Origin of the sequence: Candidatus Poriferisodalis sp. (genome assembly GCF_965221945.1) — a bacterium.
Taxonomy (GTDB): domain Bacteria; phylum Actinomycetota; class Acidimicrobiia; order Acidimicrobiales; family Poriferisodalaceae; genus Poriferisodalis.
Genome location: NZ_OZ244925.1, coordinates 3,760,945 through 3,785,395 on the forward strand (window position 1 = coordinate 3,760,945; position 24,451 = coordinate 3,785,395).

Genomic DNA, 24,451 nt, shown 5'->3' on the forward strand with positions numbered 1-24,451 from the left:
GTCGTCGGATCCGTGGCGAGTGGTTACGGAGTTCTTTGACCTCGGAACGCGAGGTGAGGCATGAAGCTGCGAATCGACAAGGAGGACGACGCGCTGTACTTCCATCTCGACGACTCAGCGATTGTCGACTCGCTCGAGGTCGCGCCCGGAGTGGTATTGGATTTCAACGCTGCCGAACAGGTCGTCGGCATCGAGATGCTGAATGTGTCGGCCAGATCGCCTCATCTCAACCTCAACGCGCTCCAGTTCGAGACCGCGTAGCGGCGAGATGCGCCGCACCCTCGTGGCTATGGTGACGGCCAACGGGAGGCGCGGCACACACCGCTTGCGCAGGGGAACCTGAGCACTCGGCCCTGAGCCGACTTCAGGCGGACCGGCCTCCCGTTCTGCGCGTCAGGTGCGTTGCCGTCTACCCGATGGTTCACATATCGTGGCGTCCGACAACCCCGAGGGGTCGCTGCTCGAGCGGCTTCCGGGGTTCAGTCGTTCTAGCACCGGCGTGGTAGCCCGCCAGAGTTGATTTGCGACGTTCCCGCCGCACGCCGATTTGGTCGGTGGCATCCCATTTCGCGCCGGCGGAAGGCGACCGGTCAGGGCAGGATCTCGAGCCGCTCGCAGTGCAGAGGCCGGACCACGCCGAAGTGGCGGCGGTCGACGGTGGCCACGGCTGTCGCGCCCAAGCGCTCTGCAGCGGCTATGACGGAGGCATCGACGGTACCCAACGGCAGATCGCCGTAGGTGTGAACCAGTTCGGCGATGCGCAGCCAATCACTCGCTGCCACGGGCTCCACAAGCAGGTCTCCAGAAGCGAGGTCGCCCAAGAACCGCACTTCGGCCCGTGAACCCAGTCGCGTACCGACGAGGTACGCGACTTCGGTGATCACCAGGGTCGGCACGATGAGCGGTCCCGGATGCTGCGAGAGCAGATTCAGGCTGGCCGCGTGATGTCGATCGTCTGCGTCGATGTAGGCGTAGAGCGGCCCAGCATCGACGATCAGCGCGATGCTGGGACCTCGCTGGCCAGGATCTCCTCGATGCGTTCGGAGATGTCTGAACAACCGCTGCGACCTGCCGCCGCCGCGCCGAGGCGTCGCCGAGGCCCGAGATGGTGCTCGATCGCCTCTCTCGTCAGCTCTGAGATAGTGATGTTGCGCCGAGCGGCTTCGTGGCGAAGGCGGGCGTCGAGCTCGAATGGGAGCTTGACAGTGGTCCGATTCATGTATGCCAGCATACCCGGCGAGCTGGCCGGGGCGTAACGGGATTCGTGGGCGCGGTGTCGGTGCCGTGCAGATGCCACAGCTCGTCGGCTGGCTACCGGGCAATGCTTCGGACCACGCATGTGCCGACGTGGGTCCGATCGACGTGCGTGTGCAGCCGGAGCAGGGTGGGGCTGAGCTTCTGGGCGAGTAGGGCCGTCGCCGACGACCCGCCGAACCCAGCAGGCCGTATCCCGCAGGCCCGCGAAGGCTCAAAAGGCTGAGCCAAACCCCACGGACGGCTGACGTCCTTGGCGGCCGGCCGGGAACCGAATCAGGTGCTGGCGCTGTGCTTGAACGCGGCTGTCTCTGAGATCAGATTCTCGGTTCGGCGAGGCCGGAGGCGCATGTGCCCAATTGGCAATTCGTGGTGATGGCACCTAGGAAGCAATTCGGTCGAATACGAGCCAAATCATCGAGAGAAAGACTCAATGGGGCCTTATTCCTGTGGCCTCACACAGTCAAGATCGAGGCGGGGACAAGTCCCGTTACACGATGGCCGAAAGCGCATCGACATCACCTTTACCAACGAAGCACAGCGAGGATTTTTGAGCCTTCGTCTTTTGTTGGGATGAGGGCTGCTGGGTTCGGTGTTGTCAGGTTATGTGGTGAGGATGCCGCGGGCTTCGAAGTTCGTGTAGTCGGTGAAGCCGTGGGCTTTGCGGCGCAGGACTTGGAGCAGGTTGTTGGTGCCTTCGATGCGGCCGTTGCTGGGTCGCCGGCCGTTGGGGAGCCGTCGCGTGGTGTGCCAGTTGAGGATCTGTTCGTGCCATGCGAGGAACGTGTCGACGACATCGCTGAACTCGGGTATCAGCCCAGTGCTGTAGATATCCGCGAACCGGTCCAGCGCTTCGAGCGCTGCTTTGCGGTCGGCGGCGAGATAGAGGCCGTGCAGCTCGCCGAGCGCGTCCCACGCGAGCCGCAGCCGCGGGTGGGCGGCGAACAGCCCCTCGAGGCGTGCCCGTTCGGACGCGTCGAGCTGGTCGGGTCTGCGCATGAGCAAGAACCGTGCCCGGAACACTTCGGGGTCGAACGCCGGCTTTGAGCCTTCGGGGCGACGCTGGATGCTGCGGCGGGCCGCGGTGAGCCCGGCGGCGAACCACCCGATGACGTGGAAGCGGTCCAGGACGTGGCGTGCGTGGCCCAGCCGCTGCTCGATCGCTGTCTTGTACGCCTTCGAGCCGTCGGACACGACGACCTTGACGCCCTTGCACCATCGGTGCCCCTGAGAGGCCAGGAACCCCGACAGCGCCTGCGCGCTGCGGTGGGGCACCATCGCGAGCACCTCGCCGGTGTCGCCGTTCACCAGCACCGTCACGTACCGATGCCGTTTGCGGATCGAGGTCTCGTCCACCAGCAGCACCCGGCAGCGCCGCTGCCGGCGATGGTCCGCGACCAGCCCCGCCCAGGCGACCACCAACGCGTTGACCAGCTTCCAGCTCACCTGGTGACGGCGGGCTGCGGCGTTGACTGTCATCGCCCGGGCGTCTTTGACCAGCCGCCGAGCCAGACGCGCCGTGACGCTGCCCTCGAACGCCCGATGATCCTCGCTAAAGCGCCGCCCACAGCCCGCACACACCATGCGCCGCCGTTCCCACACCAGCGTCACCAGCCGGCCCGAGACCTCCAAGTCGCGCACCTTGTTGTCACGGCGGTCATGCACCCTGCTGCACGCCGTCCCGCAGTCCGGGCACCGCGGGCGCAGCACCGTCGACGCCACCCGCACCTCCAGCCGCTCGGGCGCGTCCACGACGACCCCCAGCACCCTGATACGCGGCAGCCACAGCCGCACCGAAATAACATCTCTCGCCATCGAGGCCCTCCAGGGTTCGGCGTGTCCAAACACCGATCCCAGCAGGGCCTCGACCCATCAACGCGGACCCACAACCCCCCTCATCCCAACAAAAGACGAAGAGCCGGATTTTTCGCTTGGGCTAACGGCAAGGTCATGGGCGCGCCATACGTGTTCGTCGAGTGCAAGAACCACGGCAGCGACCTCGCCAACCCCGAGATCGACCAGCTCACCGGACGCTTTTTACAGGCACGAGGAAGGCTCGGCATCATCTGCTGTCGTTCGTTCCAGCGGCGAGCGCGCTGGACTGCTCGCTGCAAGGACACCGCAGCCGATGGGCGCGGTTACGTGCTCACGCTCTGCGACGATGACCTGGAAACCCTCGTCAACGAGCGCAAGACCACGAAGACACCGTGGGACTACGCCCTGCTTCGCAGCCAACTTGAGCACCTTCTGCTCTGATGCGTCGCTGGCCGTCTCGCTAGCGGCCCAAATCGTCGCCAGCAAGTCGTTCGAAAACGTGCTCCCTGCGACTTGCCTGGAACCACAAGGGATCGAAACGACGTGCTCCGGTGGGTGTGCAGGGTCGGCGTGTAGGGCGATCGGACCGGTGAGCTCGCGGACATGGTCGCCGAGGTCATCGCCGGCTGCAGGCGCAGCGTGGTCCGCAAGATCGCTGCGGGGATTCCGACGTTCATCCAGATGGAACGCGAAGGCATCCTCAAGACGCTCGACAGCTAGCACCGCGCCGCCAAACAACTCCGTCCGCTCGTCGCACAGGCCGCTGCTGCCGCCGAGTTTGCCCAGACCGAAGGGTGATCATGAGGCCCTGAAAAAACCGTGCTTGTCCTCTCGGAATCCGACTGTACGGTGCGACGGCAGTGTGTATCATGTCCGCAGCGGAGAGGACCCGAGTATTCGGTGCCGTGAGCTTGCTCCTCTGCTGACTCGCAGAACGTGCCCCGCTTCGGCGGGGCACGAACGCGTTTGGGGGTCAGTTTGTATCTCTGCTTCGTCGATGAGTCGGGGTCACACGGCGCCAGTCCCGTGTTCGTGGTCGGGGGGATCATTGTCCACGAGGAAGATGCCTGGCATCTCCAGCAGCGCCTTGATTCATTCCTGTTCCGCAAGTTCCGCCCTTTGGGGCACGACCACACCATGTTCGAGCTTCATGCGACCGAGATCTGGCGGGGCCGGAAACGGTGGGGAAACATCGCCGAATCAGACCGCCGCCAGGTGCTCGCAGGCGCCTATGCGACGCTTGCCGGTTACGCGCCGGTCAATCCTGAACTTCCGTGGCGCCTCATCGGTGCGGTCATGGAACGGGATCCCCACAACCAGCGGCTTCGGGCGTACGAACTGCTGACCAAGAAGTTCGACGACTTCGTGAACCGGATGAGCCGTCAGGGACAGCAACAGAGGGGCCTCATCGTCCACGATCGAAGCAATGTCGAGGGCAGCCTGCAGAACTGGACGAATCAGTGGCGCACGGCGAGCAGTTCGCTCGGCCAGCTGCGAAACCTTGCTGACGTTCCATTGTTCGCAGATTCTCGGGCCACGAGAGCCCTCCAGGCGGCGGACCTCGTTGCGTACGCGCTGTTCAGGTACTACTCGAAACCTGGTGGACGGCTCGATGAGCGCTACGCGCGCCGTCTCTGGCCACACTTCGATGCCGACCGCGGACGAATGCACGGCCTCATCCACGACAGCGATTACTTCGGAAGCTGCCGGTGTCCCGCCTGCGCCAGCCGGCGATGAGTGGGTGATTTACACCGGTTAACTCGTGAAGAATGTCCCGTCCTTACAGCGCGGATGCGCGACCTATAGCCCGCATCTACCGTGAGGACCACTATTGCGGGAAACGGCGACCGGGTAGAGATCATCGGCCTACCGCACCGGCCGGCGCTCGGCGTCATCTCACGACCATCCTGGTTACGCGCGTCGCGGGCGCGAGAATGTCCGGCGTGCCTGACGAAGACAACTACCGGGGCCTCACGCTCGGTGAAGCAGTGAAGCGCTTTGCGCATCACCACCTTCGGAGCGAGAACCGGCACATCAGCCAAGATGAAGCCGCATTTCTGCTACGAGCAGCAGAAGTCCTCGATGAGCTTGGTTGCGCCGAGCGTGTTGGGCGCCCCGGCCTGTTCGACTGAGCTTGGGGGTCTGTCAGTCTTGGCAGCAACTGGACCACGCCCAGATGCAACCCGCGAAAAGGGGTGAGCAAGTGTCTGCCTCGTACACCGAGCCGAGCGAGATCGTCGTGCATCGGCCGACTCCTGACGAGGCTCAGGAAGCGCTTGACGCGGCGATCGCCGAGACCGGATTCACACGGGAGGAACTTGAGGAACAGGCATGTGCCGGTCGGTTCGAGACCGAACTGGCACGTCAGACCTGGTGCTGTTTGCCGCCTCGTGCCGAGTGACCTCGGTGGGCAGGCACATGACTTCGCAGCATCGCTGACGGACCTGCTCAACGACAGACAGTTCTAGAAGACACAGTTGCGAGCATCAGGACAAGACCGGCGAGCAGCTCCGCGCGCCCGTCGCCCACGCCGCCGATGCCTCAACGAGTTTCGGAGGTTTTCGCTACAATAAGCTCTCATGAGCACCGCCCGGCTAGTCCGCGATCATGTCGCACGGATGCCAGAGCGTTCGTTTGTTTTCAGCAGCGAGCTGCAAGCACCTCCGCATGCGGTCGACTGCGAATTCGCGCGCCTCGTTGACAGGAACGAACTGCTGCGAGTGCGCAAGGGGCTGTACTGGAAAGGGCCGCGTACACGAGCCGGAATTCCGGCGCCACGGCCGATGCAAGTGGGGCTGGAAGTGGCAGTCGACGGCGCCGGACCAGCGGAGTTCTCAGCCGCAGCGGCGTTGGGATTGACTAGCCAGGTTCCATCTGTGGAAGTCGTCGCGGTTGCCGGACGGCCTCCAACGCCGCCTCAAGGCGTGCAGTTCGTGTCGCGATCAGTTGAGCGCCGGATCCGGAAGCTGCGCTTCCTCGAAGTCGCCGTCATCGAAGTGCTGCGCGACGGTCTCCGATTCGCCGGGGCGGACTGGGAGAGCGCCGTGGCCGCTCTGGCGCAACTCGCGGCAAAGGGCGAGATTCGGCTTCCCACGATTGCTGAGCAGATTCACGATGAACACCATTCCGGCACTCGTGCCCGCTGGCAGCGCCTCGAAGAGATGTTGCAACGATGACTTTTGGAATGCTCGACGACCCGAGCGAGATGGAGGGCTACGCCAGTGCCGTGGCACGAGTTGCAGGAATTCCGCAGCAACACGTCGAGAAGGACTTCTGGATCACTGAGGCACTGCGAGGAGTCGCGAACGCCGCCGCGATACTGCGCGGCACTACTACGACGTCGATGTGCTCTTGCGCAGCAGGGCAGTGCTGAACCAACTCAAGCTGCAAGGCGCCGACATCTTGGCGCGCGAGGTCGCCCGGCACTCCACGGCGGCTGGCCTGCCGAGTGCTGAGCGACCCGCAGGCGGCCTTGCCCAAAGCCCCGCGTGGGCATCCGGCCAGGACGAAGTTGAGCAGTCCTACAACGACGCCCTCCGGCTCCTGGTTTGGCCCAACGCCGAAACGTCGACATTTGAGGAGTGCTGCAAGCGAGTTCACGCACTCGCCAACCTGCTCTAGCACCGGCTGCGGGCGCAGCGTGGTGCGCAAGATCGCTGCGGGGATTCCGGCGTTCACCCAGATGGAATGCGACGGCATCCTCGACACGCTCGACAGCCAGCACCGAGCCGCCGAGCAGCTCCGCCCGCTCGTCGCCCAGACAGCAGGGTACGGACGCCGCGAGATTGCATGAGTTCCGACTCGCCGCCAGTCGGGTCGCGGTTGTTTCAGTCGTCGATGGCGGTTGGGCCGGTGGCTTGGTCGGCGCTGGTTCGCAGAGCGTCGAGAAACTCATCGGCAGAGTCGAAGACCGGTCCGGACCGGCCGGCCGCTCGTTCAAGTTCGATTTGCTTCTCGCCTTGTTGCCACTCCGGCCGTCGCCCAGCTCTGCCTGCTGGTCGCCCATGCCGCCGCTGCTGCCTGAGACGAGCCGGCGATCTAGTGCTTCGGTATCGGTCCCAGGATCGTCTCGAACTCCGACGGGGTGATCACGGGAGGTGCCTGCTTATCCCATTCCAAGAGATCCTTGTCTCTGCTCACGATGTAGTCAGCGCCGTGCTCTCTCGCGAGCGCTACGAGATAGTCGTCGTCGCCGTCGCGTGTCCATTGCTGAACGTCGGTGGGATCAGGCACAAGACCGATCCCTGTGACCAAGTGCGAGATCAGCCTGTTCGCGAGCTGTTGGTCGACGCGCCGGCTCACCCGCGGCCGGGTCGTCAAGACTTCGTGGACTTCGTCCAGCATCTGCTGGCAGGCGATGATCTCGAAGTCTGAGCCTCCGAGCCACCGTTGGAAGATGCGGTGTGGCGAGCCCTTCGTGATCACAGCTGACACGAACACATTCGCGTCCACCACAACTCGCATTGGGCTGGATCAGCGTGCTCGGCGAGCTCTGCGGACTGCCCGAACTCCCTCGACGGCAATGTCGAGCGCCTCGTCTTCGGAAAGGTCTGGGTTGTTCGCGGCGTTCGCAGCTAGGTCAGCGCTGATGGCAGCAGCGTCGGCCGAGTAGAGCGCCCAAGCGGACTGTCGAGTGATGCCCAAGGCCTTGCCGATGGCTTCCCAAGTCGCGCCCATTTCGCGAGCAGCCGCCACCGTCTCGCGCTTGAGATCGTCGCACTCGTCGATAGCGCGCACGAGTTCTCGCAGCGCTTCGATGGGCTTCGCCGACAGGCGATCGAAAGCGATGAGGCTCATGTTGTCAGCTTAGCCTGACAACATAACCAAGTCCGCTGCGGAAATCCCGGCGTTCGTGCAGAGACCCCATCAGTGAGTTGCCGCTGTTCTGCTGCTAGACCGCGCAGGTAGCCCACATCGACAAACGCTGCGCAGTTGCCCGACACCCCGGCGACGCTATGTCTGGCGACAACTCCCGCCAAACGAATAATGGGACCCCCAGTGGGAGTCCCAGCGGGACCTCGACAGAGATCGGCAGCAAAGCGGGTCCCACCGGAACCCGGACCGAAATGGTGCCCAGCGGGCGAGACCGGCTCCGGCGCCGCAACTTCGCCCGCTCGCCCAAGCCGCGCCGATGCCGATTCATCGGCCTCGCGGCTCGGCTCGTCGACAGAGTCACGTCATACTGGCCGTCGTGTCAGTGTGGGGTCGGGCACTGCGTAGCCAAGCCCATCGGAGGAACTCAGTTCCGTGGGCGCTCGCCGCTGTCCTGATCTTCCTGGGCGCATGCAGCAACGGTGCGAACGGCGAGTCAGATGAGTCGGGGCCCGCACTGTCGTTTGCATCGGTGACGGTCGGGAGGGGGTTCGTCTGCGGCCTCGTTAACGACGGCTCGATCGCGTGCTGGGGTGACAACTACGCCGGCCAAACCGACGCACCAGATGGCGAATTCACCGAGGTCGTGGCGGGAGCGAGTCACGCGTGCGCACTGGAGACCGGGGGTTCGGCGGTGTGCTGGGGCAGTGACAACTCAGGGCAAGCGTCGCCCCCTGACGAGAATTTCGTAACGCTGTCCACGAGCGGCTGGACCTCGTGTGGCGTCACGGCCGACACCGCTGTCATCTGCTGGGGCAACTCGTACTACGACCGCGGCGCGCCGCCGACCGAGGGGGCTGTTGCCGTCGATGCCGATATCGACCACGCCTGTGCTCTTGGGGAGAATGCGACGTTTTCCTGCTGGGGCGGCGGCGTGTCCATCGACGATCCGTTCATCGATCCCGGCCGCCGATTCGGCGACATCGCATTGGGGGAGAGCTTCACCTGCGCCCTCGACGAGAGCGGCGAGGTCGGCTGCTGGGATCACTACGAGCAGCGTTCGTTGAGCGTTCCCGCGGGCGCATTCGACCAGTTGTCGGTCGGCATTGAGATGGCGTGCGTTCTGGGTGCAGGGGGAACGGCGAGCTGCTGGGTGCCCGACAGCGAGCAGGAAGTTGCCGAAGCCGTGACGTTCGACACGGGACTGGATTCCATATCGGTGTCGAGTTCGGCAGTGTGCGGCGTTCGATCGTCGGGCGACATCATCTGCTGGGGCGATGACCCCGCCGCGATCCTCGATGTGCCTGATGGCGAGTTCACTGATGTGTCGAGTGCCGACGCACGGGCGTGCGCGGTGTCCGCCGGCGGTGAGATCGTCTGCTGGGGAAACCAGTTCCCCCGGCAAGGCGGCATCCCCGAGGGCAAGTTCGCCGGTGTCTCCTTGGGCCTGTGGCACAACTGCGGACTGCGGACCGACGGGACGATTGCCTGCTGGGGATTGACGTTCAACGCCAGCGATTCGGCCACCTCGTCGATCGACATCGGTGAGCTATGGGCACCGGCCGGTGAGTTCACGGCCGTGTCCACCGGCGTCCACCATGCTTGCGGTCTGCGACCGGACGGCGCGGCCACGTGCTGGAGTTTCGAGGAGTCAAGCGTTGATCCCTACGTAGAAGCCCCGGAAGGGTCATTCCAGGCGATCAGTTCAACGCTCAACAACTCCTGCGGGGTCCGGGACGACGGATCGCTGGTGTGCTGGGACATCTTTGGCCTCAGCGACGAGTTTCCTGATCCGATCCTGGACGTGCCGGCTGGGAAGTTCTCCCAGGTCGCTGCAGGCTTCTTGGGTTCGTGCGCGTTGCAGACGTTAGGCGAGGTCGCCTGTTGGGGCACGTTCTCCGGCGACACAACCGCTATCGGGGATCAGACCTTCACCGACATATCAGTCTCAACCGGATTCGCATGCGGCGTGCAAACCGACAAGCAACTCGCCTGCTGGCCGATCGAGGACCGTGAAAATGACGGGCTCGTGCTTCAGGTCGGTACCTCCAACGTCGGTGTCTTCAGTCCTCCCGAATCGATGGCGGGCGAATTGGCACAGGTGTCGAGCGGCTCCACGCACGTTTGCGCGCTGTTCACCGACGGGACGATCGACTGCTGGGGTGCAGTGACCCCAGCACCCGGCGGCGTGGCCTTTGAGCCGTTCCCGCAGGCCTTCGCCGAGCAACGAGCCAAGGCAACGTTCGGGTTCTGAGCAGTCGGACGGCCGCGGCGTTCATCGACTGGGACGGGAATTTCGTCTCCACGCCGATGTGGAACCTCGCGCACGCAGCGTGGTCGGCAAGATCGCTGCGGGGATCCCCGCATTCGTGCAGATGGAACGCAATAACCGACGGGTGTGGGCGTTGCATCAGGGGGTACTCTCAGAAGGCCTGACGCCGACGGTTCCCGCGGTCGTGTTGGCTCAGGGTTGGCGGGGCGGCTAGCAGCCGCTCTCGGAGTCGCACTGCGCACACGGCAGGCGTGATTGACGCCAGCCCCGTTGCCGTCGGTGCCGGACGTGTCGGATCCTGGAAAGACGTAACCCCGGCCGGTCACCGGATTTCGGGCACCCAGGTGCTCAGGGGCACAACGGACGACCGGAGCACCGGCGTGTTGTGGCGGTTGATGTCGCCCCTGCCGCGCATCGCCATCCGAGTGTCCGACGGCAAACAACTCAGACTCCTCAAAGCCATGATCGAAGAGGGCTGACTGCCGCATTGCGCGAGGTCGTCCGCAGGCGCCTCGGCTCAATCGGGGGCTTCTGGCATGCGTTCGTAGAACTGGACATAGAACGCGGCGTCGTGCGCGGGTTCGATGTGATGGCTGGCGCCGGGAATGATCGGAACGCGTTCTCCCGCCGCTGCGTGGACTCGCCGCGGCGTGTCATCGACGAACAGCACCGAGCCGTCGACCACGACGAGTTCGGCCCATGTCGATGTCACATGGGACTTGGTCAGCGCCGGGGGGACGTTGGCGGCGTCGAACGTGGGTGTTCGGCGAGCTGGCGTGGCCGTGGCGGGAACCCTTGGACGGTCTGGCGTGATGAGCCGAAACTACGCGACCAAGCGCTCGCGAACCGCAGCCCCATCCGGAGGCGAGACGCCGGCTGTCGAAGAACCGCTGCAGGGCAGATCAGCCGGGCCGACGAGCTCGCCGCCCGAGCCTCCGCCGCTGCTGCGACCGGCCGGAAATTCGGGTGAAGCAAGAGCGCTTATCGGATAATCTGATTCCATGGCGGAGATCAGCGCAACCGATGCGGCACGGGGTTTCGCTTCCGTCCTCGATGCCGTCGAGCACCGCGGCGAGCAATTCACTGTGGTCCGGCGCGGCAAGGCGGTCGCCCGCATCGAGCCGCTCGGCCGCGGCGACGGCCGTGAAGTTAAGGAACTGCTTTCCGCCGCACGTCCGGACCCCGCATGGGCCGACGAGCTCGCGGAGCTGCGCAGGCTGCTTGAGGTCGACGATCGCGCATGACAGCGCTGCTGCTGGACACGACTGTCCTCATCGACGCCGAAGTCGCCGTCGTCCACGCCGAGCTGCTGGCTGAGGCCCAACGAGCCGGCCGGGCGCGCGGCGCCCACGACCTCATCATCGCTGCCACTGCACGAGCAACGAATCGGACTGTCGTCACCGCCGACCCCAAAGGGTTTGAGGGCCTCACCGGCGTCTCTGTTTCCACCTACCGCTGAAGGGCCGCCAGCTTGGACTCGCAGTACCAGATCCCGACCGCAACGCCCGAATAGGTCAAATATGCAACGATTGTTGCATTTATGCTGGCTATAGAACTAGGCTGTCGGCATGGACTTCGTGCATCCGGTCAGTGCCGTGATCCCAGGAGCGCAAGGACAAGTGCTCGCTGTGCTCGCGGAGACATCTGCTGAGCTCAACCTGCGCACCGTGGCTCGGCTGGCCGGCGTGAGCGCATCACAAGCGTCGCGTGTGATTCCCGGCCTCGTGGAACTCGGCTTGGTGGAGCGACGAGAGGTGCCGCCGTCGTCATTGTTCCGCCTCAATCGCCACAACGAGGCCGCTCGAGTCGTCGTCGAGCTGGCTCGATTGCGAGACAACGTGCTCGAGCGAATCGGCACCGCTGCAGGGAATCTGCCCCAGCCGCCTGCGAGCATCATCATCTTCGGGTCATTCGGCCGCCGCGAGGCTGACCGGACCAGCGACATCGATGTCGTCGTGGTGCGCCCCGACGAGGTGGACCCCGACGATGACGCATGGGCCGAAGGGATCGATCGGTGGCGCGAGAACGCCCGAGCGATCGCGGGGAACGACATCGAGGTCATCGAGGTCGGGCTGACCGAAGCCGTCGAGAGGCTGTCGGACGGTGGGCCGGTGTGGGAAGAAATCGAACGCGATGGCGTAGCTGTCTTCGGTGCGTCCCTGGACGAACTCCAGGACATGGCCAATGCCTAGATCGTCTCGGACAAGACCCGTGTCAGCTGCTCAAGTGCGTGCATACGCCCGCAAAGCTCAAGAGTTCGCCGACGGCAATGCAGTCGCCAAGGATCTGCGCCGACTCCTTCCGCTCAAGACCCAGGCCGAATACGAACCCGAAGGCAGAGTGAACCCCGGCGGCTCACCGAGTGACTTGGTGGCTACACGCGGACCGTCTGGATCTCAGCCGATAGGCGTGACAGGTCGCCCGGGTCGCTGGTGAGCACCGGCAGGCCCAAACGCAGGGCGCAGATGGCAACGTGCGCGTCGACGGTGTCGGTGGTCTGCGTCGATGCCAGCAGCACGCCGACCAGACGCGCGTCGCTCGCATCCAGCGGCACGATGTCGATCTCGGGCCTGCGAAGCAGGGCTGCGAGTCGTGTTTGACGGCGTGGGTTGCGCCACGCTTGGGCGACACAGCCCGCCGGGACCGTCAGCGTCACGCCGATAGCTCGTGCTTCTGCGACGAGCGCGATCATGGTGCGGGTCGCGCGTTCCCACGCGATGAGTGCCCCGGTGTCGATAACTGCGCTGTTCACGCAGCAGCGTCGCCCGACAGCACGTGCCTGGCCGCAGCGCGTTCGTCGGGTGTGAGCGGCCCGCCGGTCTCGTCGAGCATTGTGGCCAGCAGCACGTCGAAGTCAGCGTCGGCCGCGAGCTGGCATCGCACGCAGTGTTCGCACCTGACGCCTCGTTGAAGCGTTCGAACTATGCCCCGCCGTCGGTCAGTCGAAGTCGCTCGGGCTCGGGGGCCTCATCAGTGCGTCGATCGCCGTCCACAAAGTGCGCGACACCGGGTCGAACAGCACCGGCACCAGCACCCCGACAGGAGCGGCGAGCGCCAGCAGCAAGCTGCGGCTGATATCAGTGCCCCAGACCAGCATCGCCGCAACGACGGTCGCCAGCACGGCGGCTGCGGACACGACCGTGTTCACGGCCACTGCGCCCAGCCAATGACCTTCCATGCGTTCGAATCTCAAGCCGCAGCTTGGACACCGCTCTCGTATATCGAACATGGCCCAACGTCGAAACAAGCCGCGGTTGCCACAGGACGGGCAGGCCAACGTCAATCCGCGCCACAGCACGCGCACTCCCGCAGTTTGCCCGTTGATTCACCCTGGGACGTTTCTATAGATGTCAAGTGCGGGTTGTGAGGGTGGCGAGGTCGCCTTCGATCAGGGCGGTGCTCGCGATCACCGCCTAGGAGCCGCTGACCGCGGTCGACGTCACTGCGAGATCACACTCGCATGGATCCCTTCTGAATGGTTTCGTAGTTGCGCGCCAGCGTTCTTGACCGCTCGCGTCAGGTGCGAGAAATGATCGAACAAACGTATCGTTCTGACTTGGCGAATGAGAGCAGCGTGGTAGCGTCCATCCGTGAAGTCGCAATCCGATGTCGCGAGATTCGTCGGTTCTGTGGCCGCTGTCGCTTCTTCTTCCGCGCCGGCTGAGGACCGAGTCGAAGACATTCTCGACGAGGTCAGCGACGTCCTGCCGTTCGTGGGGGCATGCATTACGGCACCGCCCGACTCTCTCGGACGGAGCGAGATCGTGTCCAGCCGGGGGTACTCTCACGACCTCGTCACGCACCTGAGCAGCAAGTCGTTCTTCGACGAGTGGCGAGAAATGCAGCCGCCACAACGCGGAACCCGATTGAACGAGGCGCTGAGCCTTGAACCACTCCCGGAGACAGTGGTGGACTACGTCATACCTGCGGGCTTCGGCGGCGGCGTGTCGGTTCCTTTGTCAACCCACGACGACGCATTCGGCGGCATGCACTTCTCTACCGAGACGGAAGATGACATCACAGACCTGGCGCACTTGAGCCTGTGCATTATTGCCCCGACGCTGGACAACGTCGTGGCCTGCGTCCCCAGAACGAGCGTGCGCGCCCTGCTCAGCGAGAGAGAGCGAGAAGTTCTCGGACTTGTCGCAAGAGGCGATTCGAACGCGCAAATCGCTGCGACGCTGTACATCGCCCAGCGCACCGTCGCGACCCATGTAGAGCACATCCTGTCCAAGCTGGGCGCGGCTAATCGTGCGCACGCGGCGGTCATTGGACTTGGGCTGGGATTGATTCCCCTCGACCAGGCCGATAAGCATCCTGAGTCGCATCGGCCGCGAGGTCAGTCGTGTCAAAAACTTTCTTCTCGACTGGGGACCGCGGTTGGGCCGAAGTATGCGCGGTGAAGCGGACTGGGATCTTTCAACAGGACATCTGCCCGTTCCTCCAGGACGACTTGCCCACGTGCGAGCACCAAGACAGTCTCCGCAACCTCGAGGGCGATAGTGGCGAACTGCTCGACGAGCAGTACTGCGACACCCGCCTCAGCCGCGGACTTCACGACGCCGATCAGCCTCTGAATGACGCGGGGTGCAAGACCAAGCGAAATCTCATCGATCAGCAGGACCGAAGGGTCCGTGATGAGGGCGCGGGCAAGGACGAGCATCTGTTGTTCCCCACCCGACAGATCGCTTGAGCGCATGCGAGCCTTGGGCCGAAGCTCCGGAAAGACCTCATACGCAAGCGCGACATCGTTCGAGGCGACACGCAGGTTCTCCTCGACTGAAAGATCAGCGAAGATCCGTCGACCCTGTCGCACGTGGCGGAGGCCACACCGGTTGCGATGGCGGCGCGATTTGTTCGTGACGTCGTTGCCGTGGAGCTGAATTGCGCCTTCGAACGGTTTGACGACCCCCGATACCGCTTCGAGCAACGTCGTCTTGCCTGAGCCGTTGGCACCCACCAGGGCGACGACTTCTGATGGCCAGATGTTGAAGCTGGTGTGGCGAACGACAGGCACACCATTGCGCCGCACGTCGAGATCGAGGACTGTGAGCGCAGGGCGCCGCGCTGAGTTCATGTGACTTTCCGCTCTATGCCGAGGTAACTCGCAACCACTTGCTCGCTCGCCAATGTCGGAGCGGTCGGGCCTGCGGCGATCGACTGTCCTTGATCCAAGACGACAACCGTCTCACAGACATCGCGAATCAGCCGCAGATCGTGCTCGATGATCAACAGGCCGATGCCCCATTCGCCAGCTACGCAGGTCAGAGCTGATCCGAGCAGTCTTGACTCGGTGTCGGTCAGGCCGGCCGCGGGCTCGTCCAAGAGAGCAACTGCAGGCACCGAGCAGAGCGCGGCGACAAGTTCGAGCTTCCGACGCGCGGCCGAGTCGAGTTGCGCGATGCGCGTACGGGAATCTGGCAGGTCGAATTGTGCAAGCAGCCAGTCTCTCTGTTCCATGGTGGTGCGTCGCCTTGCAGCGACGGCAAGGTAACTGTCCACCGAGAGGCGAGTCGGTGTTCGCTCTCGCTGAAAGGTGCGTGCGAGACCCGCTCGGGCGCGCTGATGGGCGGTGAGCGAATGCAGCGGTCGGGACCCCAAATGGACGGTGCCTTCGGTCGCCGACAGGTATCCGGTCACGGCGTCCACGAGACTTGATTTTCCGGCGCCGTTGGCTCCGATGAGTCCGACGACTTGACCTGGTGTTACGTCGATCGATACGCCGCCGACAGCGCGTACTGATCCGTAGTCCACAGTGAGATCTCGAACGACAAGTGAGCTGTTCCTCGAACTTGGCCGTTGGCACTTGTGCGTCTCTCGCCGATTTGAAGACGGCGCGTGCCGTCGTCTCCGGAACTTTGAAGCCAGCGCAATCCACTGGCCTGCGATGCCGTCGCTGTCTTGGCTGAGCACATGTGCTGCGCCAACTGCGAATACCAAAGGTCCGATGTCCTGGGACCATCCCAGCATCCGCAACAGCTCGGGAATCCATGCCGAGAAGGTGCCGGCAATTGCGGCTCCGAGAGCTCCCGCAGCTCCGGCCATCACGATGAGCGCAAAGATCACCAATGAGTCGATCGGCTCCAGCTGCCGCGCAGATACCCGCCCTACTTGCAACGCGAGGAGTCCTCCAGCGATGCCGGCGACAAAAGCGCTGACGGCGAACGCCGTGAGTTTGGTCAAGATGATGGATCGCCCGGCTGCGGCGGTAGTCCGTTCCGATTGGCCCACCATCGCCCACGATGTTCCGACTACCTGACGGCGAAGCGCCCGCAGGCCAAGCTCCAACACGAGCGCCACCAAGAGCGTGAACCAAAGGAAGCGCAGTTCAGAAGCGGCGATGGATGGCCTCGGAGCAAGGAAGTTGTCGCGCTCGCCTGGAAAGCCCCGGTTGAAGACTGTGATCTGGATCGCCGCCGCGAGCCCGAGAGTTACGACTGCGAGATCCACCCCGCGCAGGCGGAGAGCCGGAAGACCGACGAGAACACCGATCGGAACGGCGGCTATCCCGCCGAGAACCAAGGCGACCTCCACCGGCACCCGAGTGTGCAGTGCGAACCATCCGACGGTCCAGCCTCCGATCCCGGCGAGGCTGACTTGGCACAACGACACCATGCGGGCATCCGAATACAGGAAACCGACAGAGCGAGCCAAGATTGCCGTAATGATCGCACTGGTCGTGAGAAAGAGCCGGAATTCGCTCTGAACGGACATGATCACGCCCACAGCGATGGCGGCGGCGCCGAGCCGTATGTCAGCGCGCGTCATCCCACACCTCGTCACGACGCTGCCAAAGGAGGAGCGCCAGGATCAGAAAAAATGGGACCGCAGCGCGATAGCGGCTGATGCCGGGGAGCCGCGCCGAGTACGCCTCCAAGAAGGCGATCGCGAATCCGGCCCCGAGAGTCGGCCATACACGCTCGAAGCGTCCGGCGAGGGCGGCCGCCAAGCCGGGCAGCAGCAAGAAGACCATGGGAGCAAAAGCAGGCGGCCTGCTGGGTCCGACCAAGATTGCGCCGAGTGCTGCGAGAAGCCCGGCCACACCCCATACGGCAGCTGTCAGGGCGGCGACCGGCACACCGTTGAGTTCCGCGGTGATGGCATCTTGGGACATGGCTCGAAGGCGGATTCCGACCCGCGTGCGCACCAGCACGACACTCGCCGCCGTCGTGACGACCAAGGCAACGGTCACTGCGATCATCGTGTCGAAGGTGATGCGCACTCCGGCGACCTCGACAAATCTTCCCGGCAGGAACGGCTGAGAGGCGCGCGGGCTGTCGCCGAAGATCCGGAAGCCAGCCGCGAGCATGCCGAGCAGGACCGCAATGGTGACCGTGCTGCGCGTCAGCGGCTGGTGGTCGCGAAATAGGGCTGCGAATGTGGCGCCCAACGCTGCGCCGAGCAAGACGCCCACAATCAAGGCAACGGTTGCGGCTTGGAAAATGGGGACACCGTTGTCGAGGAGCGCAAGCATCGAGAACGCGCCCATTGCGCCGACAGCCGTCGTGGCGAAATTGAGCGTGCCCGCCATTCGGTAGATCAGCACGATGCAGATGCCAAAGATGGCGTACGACGCGCCTGCTGTGAGCGAAGCGACGAACGCTCGGATCATCGTCGACGGGGACAAGCGCCCGCTTCTGCGACCGCGTCAGACGACACGGTCACAGAAGGAGGGCAACCCGGGAGGCCACTCACAGCAGGGAGGCTTTCTCAGGGAACGACGATCCACTGAGGAGTTCTGACGACCCATTGGCCGTTCACGAGCTCGACGAATTTCGCCGCCCGGTTCGAACCATGAGCTGCGCCTTCGCCGAAGGCGTACGGGGTGCCCGTCATGCCGGTCTCAATGGGCTCGAAGTTCAGCAGGGCCTGTGCCACCGACTCGCGGGTGATTTCGCCGTCGATGCCTTCGAGGACGCCGACCATGATCGTGGCCGCCAAGTATCCGCCCTCAGCGAACGATGTCTGAGGCACTCCGGCTTCATCCATGAGCTGTCGCCAGTCGCGAAGCACCGCGCTGCCGGTGTCAGTGAACGGCTCGAATTCGGAAGCCAGAATCAGCCCATTCCCGACTGATCCAAGCTGTTCCGCGACGGCCGTGGTGTAGCCCGAAGTGAGTCCGAGGACTTGTACATCGAGGCCCTGGGCCTCGCGGATCTGCATCATGGCCACGTAGTGGAAATCATTCGCTTGAACGACGGCCGCGTCACAGCCGTGGCTCTCGAGGTCCAGCATGAACGGGGTCAGATCCCCATCGAAGATGAGGGCTGTATCGCTGTAGGTGAGTTCCTTGCCGGTGGCAGCAGCCCACTCCGCTACCGCGGCGTCGTAGGCAGGCCCGAAACCGGGGACGTCGAACGCCCCAAAACACACATTCTCAGCGCCGAGTTCCTGGCTTGCATAGAACAACGCAACGGCATCCGAGAAGAACGGTCCCGTATTCACCGGAGATATGTTGGAGCTAGCGAAGCACACGGGATCGATTCCCGTTCCCTGGATGGCGAAGAGCCCGATTTCTGCGTAGTACTGAGCGTTGACGGCACACTCGAGGACGCTGGCCGAGCCCACCATTGCAACCACGCCGATCTCGTCGCCGAGCCGGCGGGCTCCCTGTGCGGCAAGCGCCGGGTCGAATCCGTCATCCTCCACGATGTACTCGATCATTCGGCCGTTGATGCCACCGGCGGCATTGACCCGATCAAATACCGCTTGTGCCGCAGAATGCGACTCGGGAAAGGAAGCGGGCCCCGTCAACGTCGAGATTGCGCCGAGCTTGATGGGCTCGGTGCTCACAGCGTCACCGTCCTCCGTTGCGTCGTCGGCGTCCGCGGCCGTCGCTGCGCTTGTTTCCTGGGTGGTGGGCGCAGCCTCCCCAGCTGCGCTTGAATCGTCCGAGCCATCTGAAGCTGTGGTCGAAGCGGCGGCCGTCGGCGCCGGTCCGCCTTGATCCTCGCCATCGGCAGTTGAGCTCTCGCTGCTGCAGGCGGCCGAAATCAATACGGCGGCCGCTATGGCTAGCGCTATTCGCGCTATCGGCTTGGTTGAGTTGACCATGATTTTCCTCTCTTGTGGCTTGTACGCGAACGCGTCATGACTCGGCTGCCTCAGAGGTCGGCGAAATCGCCGAAGACAATTCGGCCGTCCACGACGGTCGTCGCGATCTGAGCGCTCGGAATCTTGTGCGGATCGATGTCGAGTATTCGGTCGTCGAGAACGCAGAAATCGGCGACCTTCCCGGGTGCCAAGTCGCCCTTCCACGCCTCTGCCCGGTCCTGCCAGGCACCGTTTACCGTGTACGTCTCGAGAGCGTCGAGAAGCGAAATTCGCTCTTCAGGCCCGTACGTCTCTCCGGTGGCCTTCGACTCGCGCAGGACTGCCGCGGCAACTCCTTGGCGCCAACTCGGATAGGTGATGGGTGCATCGGAACTGGACGTGACTCGCACGCCTGCATCGAGCCCAGTGCACATCGGCCACTGGTAGTCGGCGCGTTCCTTGCCCAGGAGATCGCGCATCAGAGTGGCGATGGTCCACTTGATGGCGGGTTGCATGCTCGCGCCATAGCCGTGCAGCGCAAGAAGCCTCAGCATCTCCGGGCTCGCAAGGTCAGCATGTATGAGGTAGTGACGAGGATCCGGGCGCGGATTGCGTAGCTGTGCTTCAACTAGACACTTGACAGTGGCCTCAATGGCAAGGTCGCCCGTGACGTGGACGCCGATCTGGTGGCCAGCATCATGAGCTAAGCCGACCATCGCGTCCAAGTCGGCGAGTCGTTGCTCGTCGCACTCGCCGGCGATTGTGAGACGGCCGAAGCCACCTCCGCAGTACTCCTGACTGACCCAAGCAGTCTTGTTGGGCGGCACTCCGTCGGCGAAGAGCTTGATGCCGGCTACTCGGAACCACCCCGGCTTGTTCGGAGGTGGCACAAAAGTGTGCAGGTGCTCTTGCACATCACTTACACAGGAGGTTGTGAGCGGGCTGAATGCCATCAGCACTGTTGTGCGCAGCGAGAAGTCGTCACGGCCTGCGCGTTCCGCCAACATCTGAAGAAGGCGCTCGCCGGCGGCGCCCCCTTCGAACGTATTGCCGCCCGGACCAAGCGCCGCGTCGGTCACAGAGGTGATGCCTTCGGCATGCATCAGATCGCGTGCTGTGTCCAGCGCTTGATTCAATTCGTGATCGCTGAGCGACGGCAGGTGCTCGGCGACGAGTGAGGTCGCGGACTCTTGCAGTATCCCTGTCGGTTCGCCATCACTGTCTCTGACGATCACCCCGTCGCTCGGATCTGGAGTGTTCCGTCCGATGCCGGCTATCTGGAGTGCGCGGCTGTTGACCCACAGCTGGTGCCCGGAGAAGTCTCGAAGCGCGACGGGAATCTGATCCGTCACTTCGTCCAGGTCTCGCCGGTGTGGCAGACGCTGTGGGTTCAGGTCGTCGAGATAGCCGATGTCCCAGCCGATGCCCCGAATCCAGCCACCCGCTGGCCGTGCATGCCGGATGGCTTGAGCGATGTCGTCGATCGACTGCACTGTCGGAAAGCTCACGTCGACAGCCAGCGGCGGGCGGACCGCTCCGAAGTAGCCGAGATGCACGTGTGAGTCATTGATCCCGGGCACGACGCTTCGACCGTCGAGGTCGACGACACGGGTTCGAGGACCGGCGAGCGAGCCGATTTCGAAGTCAGTGCCCACCGCACAGACCCGGTTGGCCCGCACCGCCAGCGCCTCGGCGACGAGCCCATTGCATGCGGTCACGATCTGGCCATTTCGCAGAACCAAGTCGGGCGCGAAGTCGTCGTCAGCCATCCGCCGAGCTAACCAAATGGCTCAAAGGCTGCCCATCGGCAGTTCTGCCGATTTCCGGACGTCGCAGTCAAGGGCGCAGGCCAAGTGCGCGGTAACGGGTTGCCTCGGCGACGGCTACTGGTTGGTGCGTGAGTGGTCGATGACCACCACCGCGAGAGAGAACATCACGCCTCCACTGAACTCAGGGACCCCCACCGCGCTACAGGACGTTGCCGTAACGGTGCGTCGTATGGCTGACGGCTTGCTCGCGCAGGTAGTGCAGCAGTTCGATGCGGCCCTCGGCGGTGACCGGCTCGTCCGCTATGTGAACGCCCGCCTCCCTGGCTGCGGCTCGCAGGTTCGGGGAGCACGTTCCCACGACTCGCACTCGCTCAACATCCAGCGCACCCAGCCGGGCAGCGAATTCGGTGCTGCTCTCGACCAGAGCGTGGGACGTGATCAGTTCTGCACCGCATCGCTGCGCGGCGGCTCGGACTCGAGCGATGTCTCGAGGCGCCGCGTCAGCCTCAGCCCGCATCCCAACGCGTGGCAATGGCCGGTACCGAAGGACATTGGACTCGCAATACAGCCCGGTCGGATCATGCGGCTCGGCGAACTCCGTCCTCCAGGCCTCGTCGTCGCTGGCCCGGGCCGCGTCCAGCCATTCCTCGTCGCCGAGACCAGTCTCGACGGGGTGCCATGTGCCGAGCCGAGCCACGTAGTTGGGACCGCCTGCTTTGGCGCCGGGTCCGATCGAGGATCGCTTCCAGCCGCCGAAGGGCTGACGTCGGACGATGGCGCCGGTTGTGGGGCGGTTGATGTACGCATTGCCCACTTCGACGGCATCGGTCCACTCCCGGATCTCGCTCGGGTCGAGGCTGTGAATGCCGCCAGTGAGCCCGTAGTCGGTCGAGTTCTGCATGCTGATCGCGTCGCGGAGTGTTTCCGCATGCATGACGCCGAGGACGGGACCGAAGCATTCGGTCTGGTGGAACCATGAGCCGGGCAGCACTCCGAGGCGTATGCCCGGTGTCCAGGTGTGGGGGTCGAGCCGGCGCGGCTCGACCAGCCATTCTTCGCCGTCGTCGAGCTCGGTGAGGGCCCGCAACAGCTTGCCTTCGGGCGGGATGATCGTGGGGCCCATGTTCGTGGCCAAATCAGTAGTGGGTCCGACCCGCAGGCTCGACACGGCGTCGGCAAGCTGGCGCCGCAGCCGACGCGACGTGTAGGTGTCGCCGACACAGATGGCCAGGCTGGCCGCCGAACACTTTTGACCAGAGTGCCCGAATGCCGATTTCACTAGATCCGCGACCGCCAGATCGATATCGGTGCTCGGTGTGATCACCATGGCGTTCTTGCCGGACGTCTCTGCGAACAGGCGCATCCCCGGCCTCCATGTGCGGAACATCTGGGCGGTGTCGTAGGCCCCGGTGAGAATCACCGCTCCGACGTCTCGGTGGGTCACCAAGTGACGGCCAACATCGTCGTCAAGAGTGCGGACGAATCCAACCAGATCCCGAGGCAGACCTGCCCCCCAGCAGCACTCGGCCACGATCTCTGCACAGCCAGGTGTCTCGGGCGCGGGCTTGAGGATGACGGCGTTGCCCGCAGCCAGGGCAGCGAACACCCCACCCGACGGTATGGCGACAGGGAAATTCCACGGAGACGCCACCAGCACGGTTCCGAATGGCTCAAACCGGGCAAGGCCCAGACCGTCCAGATCCAGCGTCCGGTCGCCGTACCAGCGGGCGAAGTCGATGGCCTCGGACACCTCCGGGTCTGCTTCGGCGACGGTCTTGTGCCCTTCATGAACCATGGCCGACACCAAGTCGCTGCGCCTGCGACTCAGCTCGTCAGCCACGCTCCACAACATCTTGCGCCGATCCGCAGGCGATCGGGCAATCCACTCGCGTTGCGCCATGGCGCAGGCCTGCACCATGCGATCCACCGTGTCGATGTCTGCGGTGATGCCAGTGGTGGGACCGCTCCAGCCACGCGAGACGCTCTCGCGGACCCAGGCACGGTTGGCTGCCAACGCAGGGTCGGTGTCGGGCTCGTTGACGAACGCCTGGTTCGGGTCGGCGGACTCTACGGCGCGGCGGCGGTCTTGGGTGCGGCGTGGTGCATCGCCCACCGTCCAGCGGTTGGCGACCGCTGCGCGGAATTTCTCTGCCTCGGCGATGAAGCCTTGACTGCCGGGCTGCAATCCGAAGAGGTGGTGGATGAAATTCTCTTCAGACGCGTTCTCTTCCAAGCGGCGGAACAGGTAGCTGATGGCCACGTCGAAGTCCCGTTCCGCCACTGCCGGCGTGTACAGCAGCACACCCCGCTCGTCGCCGCGCAGGCGAGCGGCTTGCGCCGGCGCCATGCCCTCGAGCATCTCGAACTCCATGCGATGCTGAACGCCGCGCTCGGTGGCGAGCAGATCTGCCCATGCCACGTCGAACAGGTTGTGACTCGCGACGCCGATGCGCACAGACGACGTGCGGGCCCCGGTAAGCACCCAGTCGAGGCAGCGCTTGTAGTTGGCGTCGGTGTCGGCCTTGTTGGCATAGGGCGCCTGCGGCCATCCGTGCGTAGCCGCTTCGACCCGTTCCATCGCCAGGTTCGCGCCCTTCACCAGCCGAATCTTGATGAAGCCGGAGCGGCGACCCGTCTCGACGCGGGAGTTGTGCCAGTCGACCAGCGAGCGGAGCGCGTCGAACGAGTCAGGCAGGTAGGCCTGCAGCACGATGCCGGCGTCGACGTCAGCGAAGGGGGGCTCGTCGAGCACTGTCCGGAACGCCTCGACGGTGAGCTCAAGGTCGTGGTACTCCTCCATGTCGAGGTTGATGAACGTCGCGGGCGTCGTGGCCGCGGCTGCTCGAACCAGTGGGCGGAGCGCCTCGACGACCCGGTGCAGCGAGCCGTTGAAGTCCCAAGGGTTGAGCTGGGACACCACCGACGAGAGCTTCACGGAGACGTAGTCCACGTCGGGCAAGCGAAGGGTCTCGAGCACTTCCCGTTGACGACGGCGGGCTTCAAGGTCACCGAGGACTGCTTCGCCGAGCACGTTGACGTTGAGCGAGAAGCCAGCAGCGACGCGCGCCCGCAAATGAGCGCTCAGCCGGTCGGGTTCGGAGTCCACGACGAGATGACCGACCAACGACCTCATCCGTTTCCTCGCAAGGGGCATCACGAGTCGCGGGAATCTCGGCCCGATACGAGCACCAAGACGGATCAGCAGCTTGTCAACCGGCGACAGGAATGACGGCAGCTCCGCCTCGCCGACCAGCGATGCCAGCTGGCGGGTCGACACTGAGGGATCCTCAGGACGGATCACCCGGTCCACGAACCTCATCGCAAACGCTGTGCCCCGCCGGTCGCTCACTACGCCTGCCAGACGCCTGCTGGCAGCCCGACCCGATTTCGTATCCGCAGCGACAGGCGTCCCCAGCCAGCGCTCGACCCGCTCGATGGCTCCCTCAGCCAGCAGCTCCGCGTCAGTGGTGCGTTCGACCACGGCTCACCCGCTCGT

General features: G+C 64.3%; 30 protein-coding genes. 15 read left to right on the plus strand and 15 right to left on the minus strand.

Translation table 11 applies throughout. The features are described from left to right. Positions 1-60 precede the first annotated feature (60 nt). A complete protein-coding gene (locus ACOQPH_RS17565) occupies positions 61-261 on the plus strand; it encodes a DUF2283 domain-containing protein (protein ID WP_419840507.1) in 201 nt (66 codons plus the stop codon). A gap of 329 nt (positions 262-590) precedes the next feature. Here ACOQPH_RS17565 and ACOQPH_RS17570 read toward each other — a convergent pair whose 3' ends face one another. The 3 genes from ACOQPH_RS17570 to ACOQPH_RS17580 form a co-directional block, all read right to left on the minus strand. Continuing rightward, positions 591-1,058 (minus strand): type II toxin-antitoxin system VapC family toxin, encoded by a 468-nt coding sequence (locus ACOQPH_RS17570; protein ID WP_420622599.1) that lies wholly within the window; start codon positions 1,056-1,058, stop codon positions 591-593. Further along, positions 995-1,219 (minus strand): ribbon-helix-helix protein, CopG family, encoded by a 225-nt coding sequence (locus tag ACOQPH_RS17575; RefSeq protein WP_420622600.1) that lies wholly within the window; start codon positions 1,217-1,219, stop codon positions 995-997. The genes ACOQPH_RS17570 and ACOQPH_RS17575 overlap by 64 nt, the downstream gene beginning before the upstream one ends. 638 nt (positions 1,220-1,857) lie before the next feature. Next, positions 1,858-3,069, minus strand: coding sequence for an ISL3 family transposase (locus tag ACOQPH_RS17580; RefSeq protein WP_420622601.1), 1,212 nt, complete (start codon positions 3,067-3,069; stop codon positions 1,858-1,860). Between the two features lie 135 nt (positions 3,070-3,204). On the opposite strand from ACOQPH_RS17580, the gene ACOQPH_RS17585 reads away from it, so the two are divergent. The 8 genes from ACOQPH_RS17585 to ACOQPH_RS17620 all read left to right on the plus strand — a co-directional run bounded on the left by ACOQPH_RS17585 (position 3,205) and on the right by ACOQPH_RS17620 (position 6,862). After that, positions 3,205-3,510 carry a hypothetical protein gene (locus ACOQPH_RS17585; protein ID WP_420622602.1) on the plus strand — a complete coding sequence of 102 codons (306 nt, stop codon included), beginning with the start codon at positions 3,205-3,207 and terminating at the stop codon, positions 3,508-3,510. Positions 3,511-4,095: 585 nt separating this feature from the next. Next, positions 4,096-4,806 carry a DUF3800 domain-containing protein gene (locus ACOQPH_RS17590; RefSeq protein ID WP_420622603.1) on the plus strand — a complete coding sequence of 237 codons (711 nt, stop codon included), beginning with the start codon at positions 4,096-4,098 and terminating at the stop codon, positions 4,804-4,806. Between the two features lie 206 nt (positions 4,807-5,012). After that, the gene (locus ACOQPH_RS17595; protein WP_420622604.1) at positions 5,013-5,201 is read left to right on the plus strand and encodes a hypothetical protein; all 189 of its coding nucleotides are present in this window, start codon (positions 5,013-5,015) and stop codon (positions 5,199-5,201) included. 71 nt (positions 5,202-5,272) lie between these two features. Beyond that, complete coding sequence (locus tag ACOQPH_RS17600) at positions 5,273-5,470, plus strand: hypothetical protein (RefSeq protein WP_420622605.1); 198 nt, start codon at positions 5,273-5,275, stop codon at positions 5,468-5,470. Between the two features lie 178 nt (positions 5,471-5,648). After that, on the plus strand, positions 5,649-6,245 hold the full coding sequence (locus tag ACOQPH_RS17605) for a hypothetical protein (protein WP_420622606.1): 597 nt from the start codon (positions 5,649-5,651) through the stop codon (positions 6,243-6,245). Continuing rightward, a complete protein-coding gene (locus tag ACOQPH_RS17610) occupies positions 6,242-6,442 on the plus strand; it encodes a hypothetical protein (RefSeq protein WP_420622607.1) in 201 nt (66 codons plus the stop codon). Before ACOQPH_RS17605 ends, ACOQPH_RS17610 begins: the two co-directional genes overlap by 4 nt. Then, a complete protein-coding gene (locus ACOQPH_RS17615; RefSeq protein WP_420622608.1) occupies positions 6,436-6,690 on the plus strand; it encodes a hypothetical protein in 255 nt (84 codons plus the stop codon). Before ACOQPH_RS17610 ends, ACOQPH_RS17615 begins: the two co-directional genes overlap by 7 nt. A 19-nt stretch (positions 6,691-6,709) precedes the next feature. Further along, positions 6,710-6,862 carry a hypothetical protein gene (locus ACOQPH_RS17620; RefSeq protein ID WP_420622609.1) on the plus strand — a complete coding sequence of 51 codons (153 nt, stop codon included), beginning with the start codon at positions 6,710-6,712 and terminating at the stop codon, positions 6,860-6,862. Positions 6,863-7,107: 245 nt separating this feature from the next. On the opposite strand, the gene ACOQPH_RS17625 is transcribed toward ACOQPH_RS17620, so the two are convergent. Both ACOQPH_RS17625 and ACOQPH_RS17630 read right to left on the minus strand, forming a co-directional pair. After that, complete coding sequence (locus tag ACOQPH_RS17625; protein WP_420622610.1) at positions 7,108-7,521, minus strand: putative toxin-antitoxin system toxin component, PIN family; 414 nt, start codon at positions 7,519-7,521, stop codon at positions 7,108-7,110. A gap of 21 nt (positions 7,522-7,542) precedes the next feature. After that, complete coding sequence (locus ACOQPH_RS17630; RefSeq protein ID WP_420622611.1) at positions 7,543-7,866, minus strand: hypothetical protein; 324 nt, start codon at positions 7,864-7,866, stop codon at positions 7,543-7,545. Between the two features lie 394 nt (positions 7,867-8,260). Here ACOQPH_RS17630 and ACOQPH_RS17635 point away from each other — a divergent pair, with 394 nt between their 5' ends. Then, positions 8,261-10,135 (plus strand): RCC1 domain-containing protein, encoded by a 1,875-nt coding sequence (locus ACOQPH_RS17635; protein ID WP_420622612.1) that lies wholly within the window; start codon positions 8,261-8,263, stop codon positions 10,133-10,135. Positions 10,136-10,193: 58 nt separating this feature from the next. Then, positions 10,194-10,367, plus strand: coding sequence for a hypothetical protein (locus ACOQPH_RS17640; protein ID WP_420622613.1), 174 nt, complete (start codon positions 10,194-10,196; stop codon positions 10,365-10,367). A gap of 303 nt (positions 10,368-10,670) precedes the next feature. Here the strand turns inward: ACOQPH_RS17640 and ACOQPH_RS17645 are convergent, their stop codons facing one another. Further along, positions 10,671-10,865: a hypothetical protein gene (locus tag ACOQPH_RS17645; RefSeq protein WP_420622614.1), complete on the minus strand. Its 195-nt coding sequence runs from the start codon at positions 10,863-10,865 to the stop codon at positions 10,671-10,673. A 289-nt stretch (positions 10,866-11,154) separates the two neighbouring features. Between ACOQPH_RS17645 and ACOQPH_RS17650 the strand changes: the two genes are divergently transcribed. The 3 genes from ACOQPH_RS17650 to ACOQPH_RS17660 all read left to right on the plus strand — a co-directional run bounded on the left by ACOQPH_RS17650 (position 11,155) and on the right by ACOQPH_RS17660 (position 12,345). Continuing rightward, positions 11,155-11,397, plus strand: coding sequence for a type II toxin-antitoxin system Phd/YefM family antitoxin (locus tag ACOQPH_RS17650; protein WP_419551769.1), 243 nt, complete (start codon positions 11,155-11,157; stop codon positions 11,395-11,397). After that, the gene (locus tag ACOQPH_RS17655; RefSeq protein ID WP_420622615.1) at positions 11,394-11,612 is read left to right on the plus strand and encodes a type II toxin-antitoxin system VapC family toxin; all 219 of its coding nucleotides are present in this window, start codon (positions 11,394-11,396) and stop codon (positions 11,610-11,612) included. Before ACOQPH_RS17650 ends, ACOQPH_RS17655 begins: the two co-directional genes overlap by 4 nt. Before the next feature lie 109 nt (positions 11,613-11,721). Next, positions 11,722-12,345 (plus strand): helix-turn-helix domain-containing protein, encoded by a 624-nt coding sequence (locus ACOQPH_RS17660; RefSeq protein ID WP_420622616.1) that lies wholly within the window; start codon positions 11,722-11,724, stop codon positions 12,343-12,345. A 182-nt stretch (positions 12,346-12,527) separates the two neighbouring features. Here the strand turns inward: ACOQPH_RS17660 and ACOQPH_RS17665 are convergent, their stop codons facing one another. From ACOQPH_RS17665 to ACOQPH_RS17675, 3 genes are read right to left on the minus strand one after another with little or no spacing between them, the layout of a single operon-like run. After that, entirely contained in the window at positions 12,528-12,905 is a 378-nt protein-coding gene (locus ACOQPH_RS17665; protein ID WP_420622617.1) for a PIN domain-containing protein, read from the minus strand. Then, the gene (locus tag ACOQPH_RS17670; RefSeq protein ID WP_420622618.1) at positions 12,902-13,036 is read right to left on the minus strand and encodes a hypothetical protein; all 135 of its coding nucleotides are present in this window, start codon (positions 13,034-13,036) and stop codon (positions 12,902-12,904) included. Before ACOQPH_RS17670 ends, ACOQPH_RS17665 begins: the two co-directional genes overlap by 4 nt. A 55-nt stretch (positions 13,037-13,091) precedes the next feature. Continuing rightward, on the minus strand, positions 13,092-13,331 hold the full coding sequence (locus ACOQPH_RS17675) for a hypothetical protein (protein WP_420622619.1): 240 nt from the start codon (positions 13,329-13,331) through the stop codon (positions 13,092-13,094). A 412-nt stretch (positions 13,332-13,743) separates the two neighbouring features. On the opposite strand from ACOQPH_RS17675, the gene ACOQPH_RS17680 reads away from it, so the two are divergent. Then, positions 13,744-14,556, plus strand: coding sequence for a response regulator transcription factor (locus ACOQPH_RS17680; RefSeq protein WP_420622620.1), 813 nt, complete (start codon positions 13,744-13,746; stop codon positions 14,554-14,556). On the opposite strand, the gene ACOQPH_RS17685 is transcribed toward ACOQPH_RS17680, so the two are convergent. From ACOQPH_RS17685 to ACOQPH_RS17710, 6 genes are all read right to left on the minus strand, one after another. Further along, entirely contained in the window at positions 14,502-15,230 is a 729-nt protein-coding gene (locus tag ACOQPH_RS17685) for an ABC transporter ATP-binding protein (protein ID WP_420622621.1), read from the minus strand. The genes ACOQPH_RS17680 and ACOQPH_RS17685 overlap by 55 nt on opposite strands. Beyond that, entirely contained in the window at positions 15,227-16,921 is a 1,695-nt protein-coding gene (locus tag ACOQPH_RS17690) for an ABC transporter permease subunit (protein ID WP_420622622.1), read from the minus strand. Before ACOQPH_RS17690 ends, ACOQPH_RS17685 begins: the two co-directional genes overlap by 4 nt. Beyond that, positions 16,908-17,780: a branched-chain amino acid ABC transporter permease gene (locus ACOQPH_RS17695; RefSeq protein WP_420622623.1), complete on the minus strand. Its 873-nt coding sequence runs from the start codon at positions 17,778-17,780 to the stop codon at positions 16,908-16,910. The genes ACOQPH_RS17690 and ACOQPH_RS17695 overlap by 14 nt, the downstream gene beginning before the upstream one ends. Before the next feature lie 83 nt (positions 17,781-17,863). Continuing rightward, positions 17,864-19,207 (minus strand): ABC transporter substrate-binding protein, encoded by a 1,344-nt coding sequence (locus tag ACOQPH_RS17700; protein ID WP_420622624.1) that lies wholly within the window; start codon positions 19,205-19,207, stop codon positions 17,864-17,866. Between the two features lie 50 nt (positions 19,208-19,257). Beyond that, a complete protein-coding gene (locus ACOQPH_RS17705) occupies positions 19,258-20,955 on the minus strand; it encodes an amidohydrolase (protein ID WP_420622625.1) in 1,698 nt (565 codons plus the stop codon). A 199-nt stretch (positions 20,956-21,154) separates the two neighbouring features. Continuing rightward, positions 21,155-24,436, minus strand: a complete 3,282-nt coding sequence (locus tag ACOQPH_RS17710) for a bifunctional proline dehydrogenase/L-glutamate gamma-semialdehyde dehydrogenase (RefSeq protein ID WP_420622626.1) — start codon at positions 24,434-24,436, stop codon at positions 21,155-21,157. Between the last annotated feature and the right edge of the window lie 15 nt (positions 24,437-24,451).